Source organism: Streptomyces himastatinicus ATCC 53653 (assembly GCF_000158915.1).
In the GTDB taxonomy this organism is placed as follows: Bacteria; Actinomycetota; Actinomycetes; order Streptomycetales; family Streptomycetaceae; genus Streptomyces; species Streptomyces himastatinicus.
Window position 1 is genome coordinate 5,250,146 of record NZ_GG657754.1, and the last position, 13,546, is coordinate 5,263,691.

Sequence of the window (13,546 nt, forward strand, 5' to 3'; positions counted from 1 at the left end):
CTCCTCGGCTTCGCTCCTTGGCTTCCCGCTCGCTGTAGCGGCGCCGCTCCAGGAAGTATTCGGTGAAGACGGAGACCTTGGCCCGCAGCGCCCAGGGGTCGATCGGCTTGGCCATGTAGTCCACCGCCCCCGCCGCGTAGCCGCGCGAGGTGTGCTCAGGATCGGCGCCCATCGCGGTGAGGAAGATGATCGGCACATCCCGGTTGCGCGGGCGCCGCTTGATGTGGGCGGCCGTCTCGTAGCCGTCCATCTCGGGCATCTGCACGTCCAGCAGGATCACCGCGAAGTCGTCGTGGTCCAGCAGCGCCTTCAGCGCCTCCTGCCCGGAGGTCGCGGTCACCAGCTCCTGGTCGAGGGTGGCCAGCACCGCCTCCATGGCCAGCAGGTTGTTCTGCTGGTCGTCGACCACCAGGATCTTGGGCCGCGGCCCGGCGCACGGCTCGGGCACGGCCGGGCCCGCGGCCACGACGGGCTCCTCGTCCTGCCGCGGGACCGCAGCCATCCGCTGGGACTCCACCATGGCCAGCTGCCGCTCCAGCATCTGGCAGCGGTCCTCCGCCAGCCGCCCCAGCTGCCGCACCTCCTCCAGCTCCTCGGTGAGCCGGTGCACCTCCTGCCGCAGCCGGTCCCGCTCCTTGACCAGCTCCTGGTGATCCGGGAAGTTCCGCTCCAGTGCGTCCGCACGGGCCCGCTCCGCCGCCCACGCCGCTTCGGTCTGGCTCAGCCGCACCTCGAGGTCGGCGATCCGGTGCCGGCGGTCGAGCAGCGCCTCGCCCAGCGCGTCCTCGTGCACGCTGGAACGCCGCGCCTCCCGGTCCGCGTCGGCCAGCTGGATCTGAAGGATCTCCAGGGCGTGCCCCGGGGATCCGCTGGTGCGCACCGCGGCCCGGTGCAGCTCGCGCACCACCTCGATGGCGGCCGGGGTGGCCGCGGAGCCCCGGCACTCCGCGAGATCCGCCAGCAGATCGACCACGAACTCCCATGGCGGGACTCTCGTACCGCTCAGATAGCGCGAGATCGTGCTGGGGTCCCGGAACCTGCGTGCGGCGTACCGGCGCACCGAGACCCCCAGCCCGTCGAAGAGCTTCCGCAGCTCCACGGCGAACGCCCGGCACTCCTCGGGCAGGTTCTCCCCCAGTGGATGCAGTTCACCCATTACGTCCCCTTGTACGGCGACTCGCGCCGATCAGACGATTCCCGGGCGGCTTGCCCGAGTTGTGAGACAGGGTGAGGCATCGGGGAGGTGTTGCGCGGGCCAATGCCAGGAGCGGCAACACCACTTCTTTTGCAGATCGCTCCTTCTCTTACAGAACGCTCGATCCGCTGTTCGCCGGCGCACGCGAGACGCCCGCCGCCCCGCTCCGGGCCGCCGGGGGTTCCAGCCGTTCCCTCACCCCGGCGCTGACGGCGCCCATGCAAAAAGGTCTCCTGACCTGCATTTTTGCAGGTCAGGAGACCTCTCATAGAGTGGAGCCTAGGAGAGTCGAACTCCTGACATCCGCCATGCAAAGACGGCGCTCTACCAACTGAGCTAAGGCCCCTTCGCCGATCAGGATACCCGCTACCGGCGGCCTTTCCCGACCGGGTATCGCTCGCGGGTACCGCTCTCCGTAGGATGCCACGCAAGATTCGCGGCAGCGAAGCGAAGGGGAGAGCGAGATGGACGCAACACAGCAGGATGCCACCGCGCGCGCACGAGAGCTTCAGCGCAGTTGGTACGGGGAACCGCTGGGGGCGCTCTTTCGCCGTCTCATCGACGATCTCGGCCTCAACCAGGCGCGCCTGGCCGCCGTCCTCGGGCTCTCCGCGCCCATGCTGTCCCAGCTCATGAGCGGCCAGCGCGCAAAGATCGGCAATCCTGCGGTGGTCCAGCGAGTGCAGGCGCTCCAGGAACTCTCCAGTCAGGCGGCGGACGGCCGGGTGAGCGCCGCCGAGGCCGCGGAGCGCATGGAGGAAATCAAGAAGACCGCCGGCGGATCGGTCCTCAACTCCACCCAGACCGCCGCCAGCACAGGGGCCCCGACCGTGCGGCGCGTGGTCCGCGAAATCCAGTCGCTGCTGCGGTCCGTGGCCGCCGCCGGTGACATCATCGATGCGGCCGATTCCCTCGCCCCCACCCATCCCGAGCTGGCAGAGTTCCTCCGTGTGTACGGCGCGGGGCGGACCGCCGAGGCGGTCGCGCATTACGAGGCGCACCAGAGCTGACGGGCTGATGGACTGCTGACGAGTCGATGACGGGGCGGGCACGGCGCGATGGGTGAGATCTTCGCGGGCCGGTACGAACTTGTGGACCCGATCGGGCGCGGAGGCGTGGGCGCCGTGTGGCGGGTCTGGGACCATCGCCGCCGCCGCTATGTCGCGGCGAAGGTGCTCCAGCAACGCGACGCGCATACGCTCCTGCGCTTCGTACGGGAGCAGGCCCTGCGGATCGACCACCCCCATGTGCTGGCACCGGCGAGCTGGGCGGCGGACGACGACAAGGTGCTGTTCACCATGGACCTGGTGGCCGGCGGCTCGTTCGCACACCTCATCGGCGACTACGGTCCCCTGCCACCCCGCTATGTGTGCACCCTGCTGGACCAGTTGCTCTCCGGGCTGGCCGCGGTCCACGAGGAGCGCGTGGTCCACCGGGACATCAAGCCCGCGAACATCCTGCTGGAGGCCACCGGAACGGGTCGGCCCCATGTCCGGCTGGGTGACTTCGGCATCGCGCTCACCAAAGGCGAGCCCCGCCTCACCGAGGCCAACTACGTGATGGGCACGCCCGGTTACTTCGCACCCGAACAGATGATGGGCGAGGAGCCGGACTTCCCCGCCGACCTGTTCGCGGTCGGCCTGGTGACGCTCTATCTCCTCCGCGGGCACAAGCCCGACGGGGAAGCGATCGTGAAGCTGTTCGGCGAGCACGGCGTGCCGCACGCTCCCGAAGGCGTGCCCGAGCCGCTGTGGCAGGTGATAGCCGGGCTGCTTCAGCCGGACCCGGATGACCGGTTCCGCTCCGCCACGGGGGCGCGCAAGGCGCTCGTGGCGGCGGTCGAGATGCTGCCCGAGGGCGACCTCGACGACGAGGTGATCGAGGTATTCGACCATCTCGGACCGCTGCCGACCGGTTTCGGCCCGCACGGTCCGGCCCGGCCGGGCCGCCGTCATGCGAAGGCCGACCCTCCCGGGGACAACGGAACGGTGCCGCGCCCCTCGCCGCCCGCCACCAAGCCGACGGAACCCGCCGGGCCCACCGCCGGACCCGCTGCCGATCCCGGCTCCGGGCCGGCCGCCGAACCCGACTCCCGGCCGCCCGCAGCCGAGCAGCCCGCCCAGCCCTCGATGTCGGACACCGGCAGCTTCACCCTCCCGCCGCCGCAACCGCGGACGCCACACCCGCAGACAGCGCACCCCCGGACGCCGCAGCCGCGAACGCCCCCCGCGCAGATATCGCCTCCCCCGGCGCCTCCCGGGACGCCGCCTCCGCACACACCGCCGCCCCAGCATCCGCCGACACCGCTCCCGCAGCCCCCGCTGCATCCGCCGACCCCGTCGACCGGGGCGCCGCTCCCGCAGTCGCCCCAGCCGCCCGTACACCAGCCACAGGGCCAACAGCAGCCCGGGCAGCCGGGCCCACCGCCCCAGCCCGCGCACCTTCATACGCCCGCCCCCACTCCCACGCCCGCGGCGGCCGCCGCGCCCCTGCCGGCGCCGCGTGACTACCCCCTCACCCGTGCATACACCGCTCAGCGGCCCCGGGTTCCCACTCCCGCCGCGCGGAGGCGGGGTCCGTCCCGGAAGACGACGGTCTTGATCCTGATCGTCGCGGTGCTGTGCTTCGCCGTGGGGGCGTGGGCACTGGTCGCCGCAGGCTGAACCAGCAGGCCGACCAGCGGACTCGATCAAGCCGGCCAGCGGACTCAGTCAACAGGCCGGCCAGCGCGCCGAACCAGCGAGCCGAACTACCAGGCGGGCGGCGGCCCGTACCGGTGCTGTCCGGTCGTCGGATCCGCCGATTCCGCCCCGTCCGCCATCCCGTCCCCCGGACCGTCCGCCGCGGCGCGGCGCCGGGCGGTCAGAATCCATACGCCCAGCCCGATCAGCAGCAGCGAGCCCGTCCCGAAGCTCGTGTAGGCCACCGTCTGGAGCGTGGCGCGGTGCTCGCCCACCGGGCGGCCCATGGGGTCGGTCTGGATCGGCGAGGAGGCCGCCTTGCGGGCCTCCTGCTTCTCGGCGTCCGTGAGACCGAAGCCCGCCTTGACCGCGTTCCCGGCGTAGGAAGGTCCGTCATGCGTCGTGCCCGCGATCCGCAGCCGCAGCGTCACCGGAACCGTGCCGTCCAAGTGGGGTTCCACATTCGGGGGATTGAGCGTGACTGCCAGGTAGTACCCGCCGGTGAGGCTCATGGCGCGCACCGAGTAGTCGGCCTTCGCGTACCGGTTCCCGTACGCCGCCGGAGCGGTGCTGACCTCGGTCTGCGGCCGCTCGCCCTCCTGGGCCAGGGCGGTGCCCCGCTTCGCCAGCCCCCGCGCCGGGTTGTAGGCGCGCATGGCGATCGCCTGGTGGAGCAGAGAGGTGCTCTTGTCCGCCCCGTCGGCGGGCAGTTCGGCGATGGCGGATATCTGCTGTCCCCAGGCGACCGGCACCCGGTAGAAGTGCGTCTCCCCCGGCTCGAAGTCGTCCTTCCACACCCCGGTGGACACCAGCGGCGCGTCGGTGAAGCCCCGGCCGCCCTCCCGCGGCCTGGCGCTGCCGGACGGAGGCTGGGGCGGCTCGGCGTGCCAACTGCCCTCCGGAGCCTGTTCCGTGGAACCGCCCTTCACCGGCGGCTCCACCATCAGTCGCAGCTCCAGCGGCCAGCTCTCGGGGTCCGCGGAGCCGGCCTGACGCTCCACGGTGACCAGATACCGGCCCGCCGCGCGGCAGGACGCCACCGAGCCCGAGCCGGTCTGGCGGGTGACGTAGTCGGCGAGGGGATAGGCGACCCCCTTCGTCTCGATCCGCCGGGGGACGGTGTCGCAGACCCCGCCCGCGGAGTTCTTCAGCGTCACCGTGACACCGTCGCGGTACGAGACGACGCCCGCGCCCGGCCGGGGCGCGGCGACCGCCGAGACGTAGGCGGCGGACTTCGCGTCGAGGTCGACGCCGTAGAACCGCTTCTCGCCGGGTCCCAGCCGGTCCGCGTACGTCCGGCCGGGTCTCAGGGACGGGGCGTCCGCGCCGCTCCCGGCGCCCTGCACCGGGGTGCCCCGGACCTTGTACTCCCGGGCTCCCGTGGGGCTGTCGGCGGCCGCGACCGGGATCTGCACCGCCATCGTCGCCACGGCGCACAGCGCCGCCACCGCGGGGAGACCGGCCCTGTCCCTGCTGCGGTGTTTCATCGCGTCCCCCCTCGTCGTCCCGGTCGGCATACCGGTCGACCAGCACGTCACATTTGCCTATGCAAGCGATTCATTTGCGAGAGTAAAGACGAGGGCCCCGACCGCTGCAGCGATCGGGGCCCTCGTAACGGGACTGTGGGGGTCACACACCCGAACCTGCGGGCACGGAGTCGGTCGCCTCCGTCCACAGATCCTGCTCGGCGCGATCCGCCTGGATCTGGCGGTACACGAGGAGCCCGCCGATGGCGGCCAGTGCGACCAGGAGAAGCTTCTTCACCGCGCTACCTCGTCTCTTTCTTGACGTAGGGGACCTCTGGCGCCCGATGATACACACCGACCGATACCGTTCGGTGACCTATGCTCGGCATCGCTCGGGCGGTATCCGGTCATCAACTCGCCGGGCACCCAAATGAATCAGCCTGGACGGAGATCCTCCGTCCAGGCTGATCGCGCCGGTGGGGCTAACAGGACTTGAACCTGTGGCCTCTTCCTTATCAGGGAAGCGCTCTAACCGTCTGAGCTATAGCCCCGCGCTGCACCGAAAGATTAGCGCACCACCTGCCCAGTCCCAAAATCGGTAACGGCGGCCGTCCCCGCTCGGCTATTCGTCCTCGGCGAGCGTCAGCTCCACGCCGCCCACGAAGCCCGCCGACAGGTTGTAGATGAACGCGCCGAGCGTGGCGAGCGCGGTCGCCAGCACCACGTTGATCACGGCGATCACCGAGGTGAACGTCATGACATGGGGAAGCGACAGGAACGACTCCAGATCGAAGCCGCCGCCCTGCTGCCCCTCCGTGGCCTCGCTGATGGTCCCGCCCACCGCGCTGAAGACGCCCATGGCGTCCATGACCATCCACAGCACCGAAGCCGCGACCACCGTGCAGATCCCGAGCGCGATCGCGAGCAGGAAGCTGACCTTCATGACCGACCACGGGTCGACCTTGGCGACCCGCAGCCGCGCCTTGCGCGTACGCGGCGCCGGACGCGCGGCCGGCGCACCGCCGCCCGTGCCGGGGCCCGGACGGCGCGCCGCCGCCCCGGGGGGCTGCTGCCCGGGCACGGCGGGCTGCGCGGAGGTGCTGCGGCCGGACGCGGCCGCGCCGCCGCCGGGCGGCGGCGCGTAGGCCTGCGGCGGGTGGTACGGCCGCTCGGGCTGCGGCTGGGCGGCTCGCTCACTGGGCAGCGGGCTCGACGCGTGCCGCTCGGACTGCTGCTCGGGCTGAGGGTCCGAGGCGGGCACGGGACGCAGCTTCCGGGTGTCCGTCACCGTGCCCCCATGGGGGTCGGCTCCGCCCTGGGAGTCGGCGGCGGGGCCACGGGCGTCTTTCGCGGCGGACGCACCGCCCGCGGAGGGCGGGGTCTTCGATCCCGGACGCCCTTCGGCTCCCGCGCCGCCACCCGCTCCGCCCGTGGCTCCACTCACGACTTACTCCTCGGTGGTCTCGTCGGCCGGGGGCTGCGTGCCACCGGCCGCCTCGGACGCGGCCTCCTCGGCTGCCTCGATCGCGGTCTCGATGACGTCCTCGACCTCTTCAGCCTCACGACCGGCCTCGGCGTTCCGGGCGATGCCGACGACGGCATCGCGCTTGCCCAGGTTGATCAGTTGGACGCCCATGGTGTCACGGCCCGTCTCCCTGACCTCGCTGACCCGTGTACGAATCACACCGCCTCCGAGCGTGATGGCGAGGATCTCGTCGCTCTCCTCGACCACCAGCGCTCCGACCAGCGAACCCCGGTCCTCCACGATCTTGGCGGCCTTGATTCCGAGGCCGCCGCGACCCTGGACGCGGTACTCGTCGACGTTCGAACGCTTCGCGTACCCACCGTCGGTGGCGGTGAACACGAACGTACCGGGCCGGACGACATTCATCGAGAGCAGCTCGTCGTCCTCGCGGAAGCTCATGCCCTTCACGCCCGAGGTCGCGCGCCCCATCGGCCGCAGCGACTCGTCGGTCGCCGTGAACCGGATCGACTGCGCCTTCTTGCTGATCAGCAGCAGATCGTCGTCGGCGGAGACCAGCTCGGCGCCGATCAGTTCGTCCTCGCGGCCGTCTTCCATCTCCCGGAGGTTGATGGCGATCACACCGCCGGAGCGCGGCGAGTCGTAGTCCTTCAGCGGCGTCTTCTTCACCAGGCCCGACTTGGTGGCCAGCACCAGATACGGCACCGCGTCGTAGTCCCGGATCGCCAGGATCCGGGCGATCTGCTCGTCCGGCTGGAACGCCAGCAGATTCGCGACGTGCTGGCCGCGCGCCTCCCGGCCCGCGTCCGGGAGTTCGTACGCCTTGGCCCGGTAGACGCGGCCCTTGTTGGTGAAGAACAGCAGCCAGTGGTGGGTGGTCGAGACGAAGAAGTGGTCGACGATGTCGTCCTGCTTCAGCTTCGTCCCGCGCACGCCCTTGCCGCCGCGCTTCTGCGAGCGGTAGTCCTCGGTCTTGGTGCGCTTCAGATAGCCGCCGCGGGTGATCGTGACGACGATGTCCTCCTCGGCGATCAGGTCCTCGATGGACATGTCGCCGTCGAAGGGGACCAGCTTGGAGCGCCGGTCGTCGCCGAACTTCTCGACGAGCGCGGTCAGCTCCTCGCTGATGATCTGCCGCTGCCGCTCGGGCGAGGCGAGGATCGCGTTGTACTCGTTGATCTTCGCCTGAAGCTCGTCGTGCTCCTGGGTGATCTTCTGACGCTCCAGGGCGGCCAGCCGCCGCAGCTGCATCTCCAGGATCGCGTTGGCCTGGATCTCGTCGATCTCCAGCAGCTCCATCAGGCCGCCGCGCGCGGTGTCGACCGTGTCGCTGCGCCGGATCAGCGCGATGACCTCGTCGATCGCGTCCAGCGCCTTGAGCAGGCCGCGCAGGATGTGCGCCCGCTCCTCGGCCTTGCGCAGCCGGAAGCGCGTCCGGCGGACGATGACCTCGATCTGGTGGGTGACCCAGTTGCGGATGAACGCGTCCAGCGACAAGGTCCGCGGCACGCCGTCGACCAGCGCCAGCATGTTGGCGCCGAAGTTCGTCTGGAGATCGGTGTGCTTGTACAGGTTGTTGAGGACGACCTTGGCGACCGCGTCCCGTTTGAGCACGATGACCAGGCGCTGGCCGGTGCGCGACGAGGTCTCGTCGCGGACGTCCGCGATGCCGCCGATCCTGGCGTCCTTCACCAGGTCGGCGATCTTCTGCGCCAGGTTGTCCGGATTGACCTGGTACGGCAACTCGGTGACCACCAGGCACTGCCGGCCCTGGATCTCCTCGACCTCGACGACCGCACGCATCGTGATCGAGCCACGGCCGGTGCGGTACGCCTCCTCGATGCCCTTGCGGCCCACGACCAGCGCGCCGGTCGGGAAGTCCGGGCCCTTGATCCGGTCGACCAGGGCGTCGAGCAGCTCTTCCTGGGTCGCCTCCGGGTTCGCCAGGAACCACTGGGCGCCCTCGGCGACCTCGCGCAGATTGTGCGGCGGGATGTTGGTGGCCATGCCCACCGCGATCCCCGCAGAGCCGTTGACCAGCAGGTTGGGGAAGCGGGCCGGCAGGACCGTCGGCTCCTGGTTACGGCCGTCGTAGTTGTCCTGGAAGTCGACGGTCTCCTCGTCGATGTCCCGGAGCATCTCCATGGCCAGCGGGGCCATCTTGCACTCGGTGTACCGCATGGCCGCCGCGGGGTCGTTGCCCGGGGAGCCGAAGTTGCCGTTGGAGTCGACCAGCGGCATGCGCATGGACCACGACTGGGCCAGCCGCACGAGGGCGTCGTAGATGGACGAGTCACCGTGCGGGTGGTACGTGCCCATCACGTCGCCGACGACGCGGGCGCACTTGTAGAAGCCCTTCTCGGGGCGGTATCCGCCGTCGTACATCGCGTACAGCACGCGCCGGTGCACCGGCTTGAGGCCGTCCCGGACGTCGGGCAGCGCACGGCTCACGATGACGCTCATCGCGTAGTCGAGGTACGAGCGCTGCATCTCGGTCTCGAGGCCGACCGCCTCGATGCGCATCGCGGCGCCCTCGGCGAGTTCGTCGGGCGTGGTGGGGTTGTTCTCGTCGGCCATTGCTGGTCAAGTCCTTCTGTCGTCTGCGGCTGCGGGTGGCCGACTCAGATGTCGAGGAAGCGGACATCCTTGGCATTGCGCTGGATGAACGAGCGCCGTGCCTCGACGTCCTCGCCCATCAGGACTGAGAACAGGTCATCGGCCTGCGCCGCGTCGTCCAGCGTGACCTGGCCGAGGACCCGGCTGTCGAGGTCCATGGTGGTCACGCGCAGCTCCTCGGCGTTCATCTCGCCCAGACCCTTGAAGCGCTGCACCGAGTCGTCCTTGATGCGCTTGCCCTGCTCACGGCCGGCCTGGATCAGGGCGTCCCGCTCCCGGTCCGAGTACGCGTACTCGAAGTCGTCCCGGCCCCACTTGATCTTGTAGAGCGGCGGGCGGGAGAGGAAGACGTGCCCGGCCTCGACGAGCGGACGCATGAAGCGGAAGAGGAACGTCAGCAGCAGGGTGTTGATGTGCTGACCGTCGACATCGGCGTCCGCCATCAGGATGATCTTGTGATAGCGGAGCTTGGCGATGTCGAAGTCCTCGTGCACACCGGTGCCGAAGGCCGAGATCAGCGCCTGGACCTCGTTGTTCTGGAGGATCTTGTCGACCCGGGCCTTCTCGACGTTGAGGATCTTGCCTCGGATCGGAAGGATCGCCTGGTACTGCGGATCACGGCCGGACTTGGCCGAGCCGCCGGCGGAGTCACCCTCGACGATGAAGATCTCGCACTTCGACGGGTCGTTGGACTGGCAGTCGCTCAGCTTGCCCGGCAGCGACGCGGTCTCCAGCAGCCCCTTGCGGCGGGTCAGGTCGCGGGCCTTGCGGGCCGCCACCCGGGCCGTCGCCGCCTGGATCCCCTTGCGGATGATGTCCGCCGCCTCGTTGGGGTTCCGGTCCAGCCAGTCGGCCAGGTGCTCGTTGACGATCTTCTGGACGAAGGTCTTCGCCTCGGTGTTGCCCAGCTTCGTCTTCGTCTGGCCCTCGAACTGCGGCTCGCCCAGCTTGACCGAGATGATCGCGGTCAGGCCCTCGCGGATGTCCTCACCGGTGAGGTTGTCGTCCTTCTCGCGGAGCAGCTTCCTGTCGCGCGCGTACTTGTTGATCAGGTACGTCAACGCGGCCCGGAAGCCCTCCTCGTGCGTACCGCCCTCATGGGTGTGGATGGTGTTCGCGAAGCTGTAGACACCCTCGGAGTACTGGGTGTTCCACTGCATCGCGATCTCGAGGGAGAGCAGCCGCTCCTTGTCCTCGGCCTCGAAGCCGATCACCGTGGGGTGAACCAGCTCGCCCTTGCGGGAGTTGAGGTACGTGACGAAGTCGACGATGCCGCCCTCGTAGTGGTACTTCACGGAGAGCGGTTTGCCCTCCTCGTCCACATGGGCCTCGCGCTCGTCCGTCAGCGAGATCGACAGTCCCTTGTTGAGGAACGCCATCTCCTGGAAGCGCCGGGACAGCGTCTCGAACGAGTACTCGGTGGTCTCGAAGATGTCCCCGTCGGCCCAGAAGGTGACCGTCGTACCGGTCTCCTCCGTGGCCTCGTTCTTGGCCAGGGGCGCGGTCGGCACGCCGGTCTTGTAGTCCTGGGTCCAGCGGTATCCGTCCGTCTTGACCTCGACCGAGACCTTCGACGACAGGGCGTTGACGACGGAGACGCCGACGCCGTGCAGACCACCGGAGACGGCGTAACCGCCGCCGCCGAACTTGCCGCCCGCGTGCAGGACGGTCAGCACGACCTCCACGGCCGGCTTCCCCTCCGAGGGGACGATACCCACCGGGATCCCGCGGCCGTTGTCGACGACGCGGACGCCGCCGTCGGGCAGGATCGTGACGTCGATGGTGTCCGCGTGGCCGGCCATGGCCTCGTCGACGGAGTTGTCGACGACTTCCTGGACGAGGTGGTGCAGGCCGCGCTCACCGGTGGAACCGATGTACATACCGGGTCGCTTGCGGACCGCGTCCAGCCCCTCCAGGACGGTGATCGCACTGGCGTCGTACGACGGCGGAGCCAGGGCCTCGCCGTCGGGGATGGACGTGATGTTTTCGATGGGGTTGCCGGAATCGGCCACGAAGCGCCCTTTCTGGCACAGCACATGCCGTCTCCGGGCAGGCAGGAGCGGCTGCGTCGTTCAACATGTGTCCGCAAGCGCTCGGTGCGCCGGCGGCGACGGTGTACTCGCCCAGTCTACCGGTAGCGCCGACAAGAATGGGGGCTTGCTGGCGCCTGAGTCCGCATGTGCCGCCCTGAACCGGTCGGCGGCGACTCCCCATATGCGGGGACGGGCTCCAAGAGGCTCACACCGCCACTCAGCGCTTCGAGCTGTCAACCACCGGCTACCGTGACCGGGGTCTCAACCGTCACCCTGTGCTCAGGCGTCCATACGGGCCCAACGGCGGGCCCGGAGCGACCCCCGCAGCGATTCCCGGGGCGGGTCCGTACGGGCCCTGCGAGCGCGCACCGTCAGCCGTAGGTGTCACCGGGGCCGGTGCTGCCGGGGGAGCGCAGCGGACCGTAGCGCCGGGGCGGTCCGCCCGGGCCCAGCACCTTGATCAGCCGCACCGTGCCCTGCCCTAGATCGGCGTTGAGCCGGGCCACCAGCTGCGGGGCGAGCAGCCGCAGCTGGGTCGCCCACGCCGTGGAGTCACAGCGCACGGTCAGCACCCGGGCATCCTCGTCGTACCGCTGCGGCTCACAGTGCTGGGCGACCTCCGGGCCCACCATCTGGGGCCAGCGGCCCATCACCCCGCCGACCGCCGCCGGTGCCTCCCAGCCGCGCTCGGTGATCAGCCGGTTGATCGCCGCCCCGAGCGGGAGCGGATCGCGCCCATCGGCGCGCGCGCCGGAGCGCAAGCCCCCTCGACGCGCCTGCTTCTTCTGCTGGGCGGCCGCGCCGCGGGCCCGCGCCTGCTCCTTGGCGGCGCGCAGCGCGACGCGCGCCAGGTCGACGCCCGAGGGCTCGGGGTTCTTCGGGGGCTGATCCGTCATACCCGGCGCACCTCGCCCTCGGCCACCGCGTACCGCACGCCCTCCAGCACCTCCGGGACGTCCTCCTCCACCGCCGCCGTGACCAGCACCTGCTCACCGGGGGCGACCAGCTCGGCCAGCCGCTCCCGGCGCCGGGAGTCCAGCTCGGCGAAGACGTCGTCCAGCACCAGCACGGGTTCGGCGCCCTCCGCGCGCAGCAGGTCGTACGAGGCCAGACGCAGCGCGAGGGCGTACGACCAGGATTCGCCGTGGCTCGCGTAGCCCTTGGCCGGAAGCCGCCCGAGCTTGAGGACGAGGTCGTCCCGGTGCGGTCCCACCAGCGTGACGCCGCGCTCGATCTCCTGTTTCCGCGCGTCCGCCAGGGCCGCCATCAGCCGCTCGTACAGCTCCTCGCGGCTGCCCGCCGCGGCCAGGTCCTCACCGGCCGAGCCGCGGTACTCCAGCAGGACCGGGCCGCCGCCCGGGGCCAATTGCTCGTACGCCTTGTCGGCGAGCGGCTGGAGCACGGAGATCAGGTCGAAGCGCTGGGCAAGCAACTCGGCGCCGGTGCGGGCCAGATGCTGGTCCCAGACGTCGAGGGTGGCCAGCGCCGCGTCGCCACTGCCGCCGCTTCCGCTCCGTGAGCCGTGCCGCCGGGCCATCGCCGCGGTCTTCAGCAGGCTGTTGCGCTGCTTGAGCACCCGGTCGTAGTCCGAGCGGATCCCGGCCATGCGCGGCGCACGGGCGGTGATCAGATCGTCGAGGAAGCGACGGCGCTCACCGGGGTCGCCCTTGACCAGGGCCAGATCCTCGGGCGCGAACAGCACCGTGCGCAGGATGCCGAGCGCATCCCTCGGCCTGACCTGCGAGGACCGGTTGATGCGGGCGCGGTTGGCCTTACCGGGGTTCAGCTCCAGCTCGACCAGCTGCTGCCGGTCCCCCTGGACCACCGCGGCCCGGACGACCGCCCGCTCGGCGCCCATCCGCACCAGCGGGGCGTCCGAGGAGACGCGGTGGCTGCCGAGCGTGGCGAGATAGCCGACGGCCTCGACCAGATTGGTCTTGCCCTGGCCATTGGGCCCGACGAAGGCGGTGACGCCCGGGCCCAGGGCGACCTCGGCCCGGGCGTACGAGCGGAAGTCGGCGAGCGACAGATGCGTGACGTGCATGGTGGGCTGCGCCGACCTCCCCCGGCAG

At 70.4% G+C, this 13,546-nt stretch carries 10 protein-coding genes and 2 tRNA genes; 2 read left to right on the forward strand and 10 right to left on the reverse strand.

Annotation, left to right across the window (positions count from 1 at the left end; genetic code table 11):
- Together SSOG_RS22140 and SSOG_RS22145 are read right to left on the reverse strand one after the other, a co-directional pair.
- The coding region (locus tag SSOG_RS22140; RefSeq protein ID WP_063631586.1) for a response regulator at positions 1-1,156 on the reverse strand (1,156 nt) is incomplete at its 3' end.
- Between the two features lie 312 nt (positions 1,157-1,468).
- A tRNA-Ala gene (locus SSOG_RS22145) sits at positions 1,469-1,541 on the reverse strand.
- Between the two features lie 118 nt (positions 1,542-1,659).
- Between SSOG_RS22145 and SSOG_RS22150 the strand changes: the two genes are divergently transcribed.
- Positions 1,660-2,205 (forward strand): helix-turn-helix domain-containing protein, encoded by a 546-nt coding sequence (locus tag SSOG_RS22150; RefSeq protein WP_009716470.1) that lies wholly within the window; start codon positions 1,660-1,662, stop codon positions 2,203-2,205.
- 48 nt (positions 2,206-2,253) lie between these two features.
- A complete protein-coding gene (locus SSOG_RS22155) occupies positions 2,254-3,858 on the forward strand; it encodes a serine/threonine-protein kinase (RefSeq protein WP_009716471.1) in 1,605 nt (534 codons plus the stop codon).
- A gap of 86 nt (positions 3,859-3,944) precedes the next feature.
- Here SSOG_RS22155 and SSOG_RS22160 read toward each other — a convergent pair whose 3' ends face one another.
- The 8 genes from SSOG_RS22160 to recF all read right to left on the reverse strand — a co-directional run bounded on the left by SSOG_RS22160 (position 3,945) and on the right by recF (position 13,518).
- Positions 3,945-5,363: a hypothetical protein gene (locus SSOG_RS22160; RefSeq protein ID WP_039938337.1), complete on the reverse strand. Its 1,419-nt coding sequence runs from the start codon at positions 5,361-5,363 to the stop codon at positions 3,945-3,947.
- Between the two features lie 142 nt (positions 5,364-5,505).
- The gene (locus SSOG_RS54875; RefSeq protein ID WP_003958712.1) at positions 5,506-5,640 is read right to left on the reverse strand and encodes a DLW-39 family protein; all 135 of its coding nucleotides are present in this window, start codon (positions 5,638-5,640) and stop codon (positions 5,506-5,508) included.
- Positions 5,641-5,819: 179 nt separating this feature from the next.
- A tRNA-Ile gene (locus SSOG_RS22165) sits at positions 5,820-5,893 on the reverse strand.
- A 71-nt stretch (positions 5,894-5,964) separates the two neighbouring features.
- On the reverse strand, positions 5,965-6,786 hold the full coding sequence (locus SSOG_RS22170; RefSeq protein ID WP_078510365.1) for a DUF3566 domain-containing protein: 822 nt from the start codon (positions 6,784-6,786) through the stop codon (positions 5,965-5,967).
- A gap of 3 nt (positions 6,787-6,789) precedes the next feature.
- On the reverse strand, positions 6,790-9,402 hold the full coding sequence (gyrA, locus tag SSOG_RS22175; RefSeq protein ID WP_009716475.1) for a DNA gyrase subunit A: 2,613 nt from the start codon (positions 9,400-9,402) through the stop codon (positions 6,790-6,792).
- 44 nt (positions 9,403-9,446) lie between these two features.
- Positions 9,447-11,477 carry a DNA topoisomerase (ATP-hydrolyzing) subunit B gene (gene gyrB, locus SSOG_RS22180; protein WP_009716476.1) on the reverse strand — a complete coding sequence of 677 codons (2,031 nt, stop codon included), beginning with the start codon at positions 11,475-11,477 and terminating at the stop codon, positions 9,447-9,449.
- Positions 11,478-11,845: 368 nt separating this feature from the next.
- Complete coding sequence (locus tag SSOG_RS22185; protein WP_009716477.1) at positions 11,846-12,370, reverse strand: DciA family protein; 525 nt, start codon at positions 12,368-12,370, stop codon at positions 11,846-11,848.
- Positions 12,367-13,518: a DNA replication/repair protein RecF gene (recF, locus tag SSOG_RS22190; protein WP_009716478.1), complete on the reverse strand. Its 1,152-nt coding sequence runs from the start codon at positions 13,516-13,518 to the stop codon at positions 12,367-12,369. The genes SSOG_RS22185 and recF overlap by 4 nt, the downstream gene beginning before the upstream one ends.
- Positions 13,519-13,546 lie beyond the last annotated feature (28 nt).